This window comes from Actinomycetota bacterium (assembly GCA_035765775.1).
In the GTDB taxonomy this organism is placed as follows: Bacteria; Actinomycetota; CADDZG01; order JAHWKV01; family JAOPZY01; genus DASTWV01.
Genome location: DASTWV010000050.1, coordinates 100915 through 107551, shown reverse-complemented (window position 1 = coordinate 107551; position 6637 = coordinate 100915). Strand labels below are relative to the sequence as shown.

Annotated in this window: 8 protein-coding genes; 2 read left to right on the top strand and 6 right to left on the bottom strand. The window is 71.2% G+C overall.

Annotation, left to right across the window (positions count from 1 at the left end):
• Nucleotides 1-142: 142 nt before the first annotated feature.
• From VFW71_11460 to msrB, 4 genes are all read right to left on the bottom strand, one after another.
• Nucleotides 143-1906 carry a tetratricopeptide repeat protein gene (locus tag VFW71_11460; protein HEU5003379.1) on the bottom strand — a complete coding sequence of 588 codons (1764 nt, stop codon included), beginning with the start codon at nucleotides 1904-1906 and terminating at the stop codon, nucleotides 143-145.
• Nucleotides 1907-1967: 61 nt separating this feature from the next.
• Nucleotides 1968-2117 carry a DUF1059 domain-containing protein gene (locus tag VFW71_11455; GenBank protein HEU5003378.1) on the bottom strand — a complete coding sequence of 50 codons (150 nt, stop codon included), beginning with the start codon at nucleotides 2115-2117 and terminating at the stop codon, nucleotides 1968-1970.
• Between the two features lie 97 nt (nucleotides 2118-2214).
• Nucleotides 2215-2682: a peptide-methionine (S)-S-oxide reductase MsrA gene (gene msrA, locus VFW71_11450; GenBank protein HEU5003377.1), complete on the bottom strand. Its 468-nt coding sequence runs from the start codon at nucleotides 2680-2682 to the stop codon at nucleotides 2215-2217.
• Nucleotides 2679-3110 carry a peptide-methionine (R)-S-oxide reductase MsrB gene (msrB, locus tag VFW71_11445; protein ID HEU5003376.1) on the bottom strand — a complete coding sequence of 144 codons (432 nt, stop codon included), beginning with the start codon at nucleotides 3108-3110 and terminating at the stop codon, nucleotides 2679-2681. The genes msrA and msrB overlap by 4 nt, the downstream gene beginning before the upstream one ends.
• 121 nt (nucleotides 3111-3231) lie before the next feature.
• On the opposite strand from msrB, the gene VFW71_11440 reads away from it, so the two are divergent.
• Together VFW71_11440 and VFW71_11435 are read left to right on the top strand one after the other, a co-directional pair.
• Nucleotides 3232-4431, top strand: a complete 1200-nt coding sequence (locus VFW71_11440) for a beta-propeller fold lactonase family protein (protein HEU5003375.1) — start codon at nucleotides 3232-3234, stop codon at nucleotides 4429-4431.
• A 13-nt stretch (nucleotides 4432-4444) separates the two neighbouring features.
• Nucleotides 4445-4927, top strand: a complete 483-nt coding sequence (locus VFW71_11435; protein HEU5003374.1) for a hypothetical protein — start codon at nucleotides 4445-4447, stop codon at nucleotides 4925-4927.
• A 17-nt stretch (nucleotides 4928-4944) separates the two neighbouring features.
• On the opposite strand, the gene VFW71_11430 is transcribed toward VFW71_11435, so the two are convergent.
• Nucleotides 4945-5724: a PIG-L deacetylase family protein gene (locus VFW71_11430; protein HEU5003373.1), complete on the bottom strand. Its 780-nt coding sequence runs from the start codon at nucleotides 5722-5724 to the stop codon at nucleotides 4945-4947.
• Nucleotides 5721-6524, bottom strand: a complete 804-nt coding sequence (locus tag VFW71_11425; GenBank protein HEU5003372.1) for a maleylpyruvate isomerase N-terminal domain-containing protein — start codon at nucleotides 6522-6524, stop codon at nucleotides 5721-5723. The genes VFW71_11430 and VFW71_11425 overlap by 4 nt, the downstream gene beginning before the upstream one ends.
• Nucleotides 6525-6637: the final 113 nt, after the last annotated feature.

The following is a 6637-nucleotide window of genomic DNA, read 5'->3' as shown; positions in this document are numbered from 1 at the left end:
GGACCATCCCTTGTGGGCATGGCCCATTCTCTCACGGCCGGGGTACGACCAGCCGGATTTAGTGTCTACATTCTCAGACCGCTAGAGGCCAATTTCTGTTTGTCAGAACCAAAGTTGGGCTCCGGGGGCGAGCAACTTCGGGCTAGGCGCCGGCCCCCGCCCGGGCCTCCTGCAGCGCCAGGGCCGCCCGGTAGGCCTCCTGTGCCCCGGCCTCGTCGCCCGCCTCCTCCAGCAGGGTCCCCAGCGCCATGCCGGCGCTCAACCCGGCGTCGGGGTTGCCGGTGGCCAGAGCCGCCCGGTAGGCCTCCTCGGCCCGGCGCACATCGCCCCGGGCCGCCCGCAGGCCGGCCAGGCCCAGCCAGGCCCACGGGGCGATGTCCTCCAGATCGGTCGAGGCGGCCTCCTCGTAGAGCTGCTCGGCCTCTTCGGTCCGGCCGGCATCCTCCAGGAGCGAAGCCAGCCCGAGCGCCGCGGCGGGTGCCGCCTGCGGGTGGGCGGTCTCCAGGGCGGCCCGGTAATCGGTCTCGGCCGCGGCGGCGTCACCCCGGTCGGCCGCCAGGTGGGCCAGCTTCACCAGGGCGTCGGGGGCGCAGTCCTCGTGGCCGCTCGCCACCGCCGCCCGGTACAGTTCCCCGGCCCGGGCGAGATCGGCGGGGTCCTCGGATTCGGCCAGCAGGTTGGCCGAGCGCAGCAGCGCCCAGGGCGCCACCTCCGGGTGCTCGGAGGCGACGACCGCCTGGTAGGCGGCCAGGGCCCCGGGCACGTCGCCGGTCATCGCCAGCAGGTCGGCCAGCTTCAGGCCGGCCCACGGGGTCGCGTCGGGGTGGTCCATGCCGATCGCCGCCCGGTACCCGGCCAGTGCCCGCTCCGGCTGCCCCGACGCCTCCTGCAGGGAGGCGAGGTCGAGCGCCGCCCAGGGGGCGAACTCCGGGTGGCCGGAGGCCACGGCGGCCTCGTAGGCGGTGGCGGCACCCTCGACGTCGCCCTGCTCGTCCAGCAGGCCGCCCAGCTTGACCTGCGCCCACGGGCCGATCTCGGGGTGGTGGGACCGGGAGGACTCTTCGTAGGCTGCTCGGGCGCCCTCGGTGTCGCCCCGGCGCTCCAGCAGGGCGGCGAGCGAGGATGTCGCCCACACCCCGAACTCGGGATGCCCGGAGGCCACCGACCAGCGGTACACGGCTTCGGCGCCGTCGTCGTCGCCGGCCTCCTCGAGGAGCTCGGCCAGGCTGAACGCCGCCGCCGGGCCGAGGTCGGCGTCGCCCGAGGCCATCACCTCACGGTAGAGCTGCTGCGCCCGCGCCCGGTGGCCGTGGCCCTCCAGCAGGGCCCCCAGGGCCAGGGCGGGGCGGGCCACGGCGAGGGGGTCCTTGCCCTCCCGGGCCTTGCGCACGGCGGTCTCGGCCGCCATGAGCTCCCGGGAGGAGGGAGCCGCACGCGCCTCCTCTCCCTTGCGGTTCCCGGTGATCGCCCGGAACACGTCCCGGCGGATGTGCTCAGCCGCCTTCGAGGTCTCGTACCGGCAGGCCCCGCCGGACTTGATCCCCCCGACGGGCGAGTGCTCGTCCAGGTGCACGTAGATCCGGTCATCCGCCCCGAGTTCCAGGTGCAACGCCGGCTGGGCACCCACCTCCCGGAGGGAGACCACCCCCTTGTGCAGGATGCCGCCGGCGGCGGAGTCCTTGCAGAACGACCCGCTGTTGATGAGGTCCTGGAAGAAGGCCTCGTTGTCGTGGGTCACGAAGTTCGCCCCGCCCAGGCCCCGCTCGCGGGTGCCACCCACCGAGCGGATGTGCTGCCAGAGCCCCAGGGCGAAGAGCCGTTTGTACAGCCTCGTCATGACGAGGCGCGCGCCGAGGTCGATCTTCGACCCCTTGCGCTCCCCGGCGGCCGTCACGGCGTTGGGCATGCTCGGTTCGGTCCTTGGTTGGTTGTCGTGCGCCCCTTCCCGAGGGGCGCTGCGCTGCTGGCTACTTCGAAAGCTTGGCGACCAGGTTCATGATGGTCTGCGTCGGGTCATCGACCCCGTGCTTCTTCTTGAAGTGGTCCGAGACCGTCCGCATCAGCTCTTCCTTGGTTGCCGCCTTGAAGTGTCCGTTGCAGTTCGCACCTGCGTCCACTCACCGGAACTCAGGCACCGTCGCCTCCTTGCATGCTCGGACCCCGCAGGGTATTCGGGCTCGGGCCACCTCCCGGATGCCTGCAGGGGGACAGCGGTCAGATCTCGCAGCTGGCGATGCCCTTCTTGTCGTAGTACTGCTGGTGGTACTCCTCGGCCCGCCAGAACGGCGCCTCGGGGACGACCTGGGTGACCACCTTGCGCCAGTGCTTCCCGCTGTGGTTCACCGCCTCCTTCGATGCCTCGGCGGCCGCCCTCTGGGCCTCGTCGCGGTAGAAGATCACCGAGCGGTAGTTGCTCCCGATGTCCAACCCCTGGCGGTTCTTGGTCGTCGGGTTGTGGATGGACCAGAAGACGTCGAGCAGCTGGTCGTAGCTCACCTGCTCGGGGTCGTAGTCCACCTCCACCACCTCGGCGTGCCCGGTGCGGTGGGTGCACACCTGCTCATAGGTCGGCTGCTCGGTCTTGCCACCGGCGTAGCCCACCGCGGTGCCCGTCACCCCCGGTACCCGGCGGAACGCCGCCTCGACACCCCAGAAGCAGCCCGCCCCGAACGTCGCCTTCACTGGTCGTCGCCTCCCGCTGAGCCCACCGATGCGGCACCCCCGCGCTCGAGATCGAGCGCGCACGAGTTCATGCAGTAGCGCGTGCCCGCCGGCCGGGGCCCGTCGTCGAACACGTGCCCCAGATGCGAGCCGCAGCGTGCGCACCGGACCTCCGTGCGGGTCATGCCGTGGCTGCGGTCCCGGTGCAACTCGACGGCGGCAGCCACCACGGGCTCCGTGAAGCTGGGCCAGCCGGTCCCTGACTCGAACTTGGCGTCCGAGGAGAACAGCGGCGCCCCGCACGCGGCACAGTGGTACATCCCGTCGTCATGGCAGTCATAGTACTCACCGGTAAAGGGGGCCTCGGTACCGGCCTGGCGCAGAACCCGGTACTGGGCAGGGCTCAATTCCTGCCGCCACTCCTCCTCGGTCTTCGTGATCGCGTCCATGGTTCGTCCTCCCTGAAGGATTCCTGTACCGACGACAACGCCGCGCCCGGCCCAGGTAGTCCCGATCCCGGGACGGATCTCAGGCGCCCCTAATCACCAGGCGATCCGGTAGCCTCGACCGGTGCGCCGCCCGCTAGTCCCCATCCTGATCGCCGCCGTGGTTTTCCTCGTGGCCGTCCTGCTGGCCACCCAGGGCGGCAAGAAGGTCGCCACCACGCCCCCGCCGGCAACCCCCATCCCGCAGGCCAGCTTCGTGCCCGGGCTGCCCACACCCACCGAGAGCGTGCTCCCCGGGATGCCCCCGCTCCTCAACCCCACCAACATCTACGCCGCCGATGCCGCCAACCAGTTCAGCCCGACGGTCAAGGGGTATCCGTCGCTGATCTACGTCCCCAACACGCTGTCCAATTCGGTGGACGTCATCGACCCGAAGACCGACCAGATCGTCGAGCACTTCGCCGTGGGCAAAGACCCCGAGCACGTGGTGCCGGCCTGGGACCTGAAGACGCTGTACGTCACCAGCGACGAGGGCAACTCGCTCACGCCCATCGACGCCTCCACCGGGCGCCCGGGGCCGGCGATCCGGGTCGAGGATCCCTACAACCTGTACTTCACCCCCGACGGCCAGTACGCCATCGTGGTGGCTGAGCGCCTGAAGGAGCTGAACTTCGCCAACCCGTCCACCTGGCAGGTGACCCACTCGCTGCCGGTGCCGTGCAAGGGCGTCGACCACATCGACTTCTCCGCCGACGGTACCTACCTGCTGGCCACCTGCGAGTTCGGGGGCAACCTCATCAAGGTGGACGTCGCCACCCAGCAGGTGGTGGCGTCGCTGCAGCTGCCCAGTAAGGGCCGCACCCTCGCCCAACCCCAGGACATCAAGCTGTCGCCCGATGGCAAGACGTTCTACGTCGCCGACATGACCGCCGGGGGCGTGTACCTGGTCAACGGCGCCACCATGACCCAGGAGGGCTTCCTCCCCACCGGCAAGAACGCCCACGGCCTGTACGTCAGCCGGGATGCCCAGGACCTCTACGTTGCCAACCGGGGGTCGGGGTCGGTCTCGGTGGTGAGCTTCGCCAACCGGCAGGTGGCGGCCACCTGGAGCATCCCGGGGGGCGGGAGCCCGGACATGGGCGGCGTCTCGGCCGACGGCTCCGTCCTGTGGCTCTCGGGCCGGTACAACTCCGAGGTCTACGGCTTCAACACCACCACCGGCGCCCTCGTCGCCCGGATCCCGGTGGGCAGCGGGCCGCACGGGCTGTGCGTCTACCCGCAGCCCGGGCGCTACTCGCTCGGCCACACCGGCATCCTGCGGTAGCCTTCCGACCGTCATGGTCAGGCGGCGGGTGGCGATGTGGCTCGTGGTGCTGGCCGTCGGGCTGGCGGGGGCGCTGGCCGGGTGCTCGTCGAAGCCCGGCAACCCGAGCGCCGCCTCCGCCACCGTCCCGGCCAACCCCGTGGTGGTCATCCAGGCCGGCCGGGCCACCGTCAGCGGCACCGCCGCCTCGGTGCTGACCACCACCGAGGGATTGACGCTCTACTACCGCACCTCGGACACCCTCAGCTCGGTGTGCTCCGGGCGGTGCGCGGCGACGTGGCCGCCGTTGCTGCTGAACTCCGGCCGGCCCACGGCGACGCCGACGGTCCAGGGGGAGCTGGCGGTGCGTTCGGACATCAACGGGCGCCAGGTGATCGTGGGGGGCCACCCGCTGTACACCTACTCGGGCGACACGCAGGCGGGCGAGGCCAGCGGGAACGGGGTCGGGGGGATCTGGTTCGCCGCCACGCCCGATCTCGGGGCCGACGAGGGCTGAGCGAGCTCAGGGCCGCCTCAGTCGAAAAAGATCGCCTTGTAGCTTTCGGCCGCCGTCAGGCCACCGCCGGCCTGCTCGGCCATCATCCCGGCCATGCCCCGCACGAACTCCTCCAGGCCCGGGAAACCGCTCATCTGCGAATCGTGTGCGTGCAGGGCGGCCAGCTTCCGGTCGATGGTCCCGGCGATGTCCACCGCGTAGTCCGCCTGCATCGAGAAGGCCAGCAGGCACGCCTTGACCTGGTGGGGCAGGAACCCCTGGTCGTAGAGCTCCCGGCGGTAGAGGGGCACGGTGGTGGCCCCCGGGTTGACCGCGGCCAGGAAGGCCTCCCCCACCCGCCGGTGGTCGGGATGGTTCACGTAGAACTGCCCGGCGTAGTACATGGCGGGGTCGGGGCCGACGACCACGTCGGGCTGGTGGCGGCGGATCTCCCGGATCATGTCCCGGCGCAGCTCGTGGGAATCCTCGAGGAAGCCGTCCTCGTAGCCCAGGAACACCACGTGGCTGATGCCGAGGAGGGCTGCCGCCGCCCGCTGCTCGGCCTGGCGGGTTTCGATGAGCCAGTGCCGGGCGACGTCGGGGTCGTTGGAGCCGGCGGCCCCGTTGGTGACCACGCACAGGATCACCTCGGTGCCCGCGTCGGCCCACTTGGCCAACGTCCCGCCGCACTCCAGCTCGGCGTCATCGGGGTGCGGGGTGAACACCAAGGCCTTGGCGAAGACGCGCTCGGCGGGCCGGGCGCCGTCCCCGGCGCCCCCGCCGACGCCTGCGCTCAGGATGGCGCTCGGGTCGCTCACGGCGGCGAGAAGAACCCGACGAGGCGGAGGCCCAGCCAGGGTTTGGTCCCCCAGGCCAGCATCTTGAACCGGGCGATCTGGCCCCACTGGCTCACCAGGCCGACGCCCACCAGGAAGAAGGCGACCGGGTCGGCGGACAGGTGGCAGTCAACGTGCGTGGGCGCCGTGGTGGCCACGTCGATCGCCCCGCCGGTGAACGACACCGCCAGCTTCGGCCCACCCCGCAGGTGGATCAGGTAGGTCGCCGTCAGCCGGCCCACGCGCTCGGGTGCCAGCACCGTGCGCATCGCCCCGGCGATGAACGGCAGCGTGAGGCTCACCCGCTCCCGGGTCACCGGCGACGGCTTGCGCAGGGCCCGGGCCATGGCGTGGCCGTGCATAAGGAGGTGGGTCAGCGTGTAGGACAGCAGCATGTCCTGGTCCATGTCGCCCATCGGGGTCAGCATCCGCTGGGTGGGGGGCCGGGCGGCCATGCCCGCCAACAGCGCTCCCATCGACTCCGCCAGATCGGCGGCCAGGACCCGGCCGTCCCGCTCGGTCCGGGTGGACAGGCTGTGGGCATTCGCCGCCGCCAGCGACTCGCGGTTGGACTCGGCGTAGAACGTCGGCACCCCCTGGACCAGCTCCCCGAACAGCCGGGCGGCGATGATGAGGTGCGAGGCGGCGTCGCCCACGGTCCAGTCGTGGTCGGGCATCCGCACCCCGGTGTCGGGGACCGACCCGACGAGGCCGACCAGCGCATCGGTGACCTCCTGGACGGCTTCGCGGGTGCGGGTGCGGTCCACCGTGAGCGTCGCCATCGTCCCTCCTCGACTGTCTACATTGGACTATAGCGGTGGCCCGCCCAAGTGGCAACAGGCCGGGGCACTATCCTTATCCCATGCGGCCTATGACGTGGCCTATGACGTGGACT

Excerpts from the sequence above, each read along its gene's own strand:
- VFW71_11435 (HEU5003374.1), top strand. The coding sequence starts at position 4,445 with ATGGTCAGGCGGCGGGTGGCGATGTGGCTCGTGGTGCTGGCCGTCGGG.
- VFW71_11425 (HEU5003372.1), bottom strand. The coding sequence starts at position 6,524 with ATGGCGACGCTCACGGTGGACCGCACCCGCACCCGCGAAGCCGTCCAG.
- VFW71_11460 (HEU5003379.1), bottom strand. The coding sequence starts at position 1,906 with ATGCCCAACGCCGTGACGGCCGCCGGGGAGCGCAAGGGGTCGAAGATC.
- msrB (HEU5003376.1), bottom strand. The coding sequence starts at position 3,110 with ATGGACGCGATCACGAAGACCGAGGAGGAGTGGCGGCAGGAATTGAGC.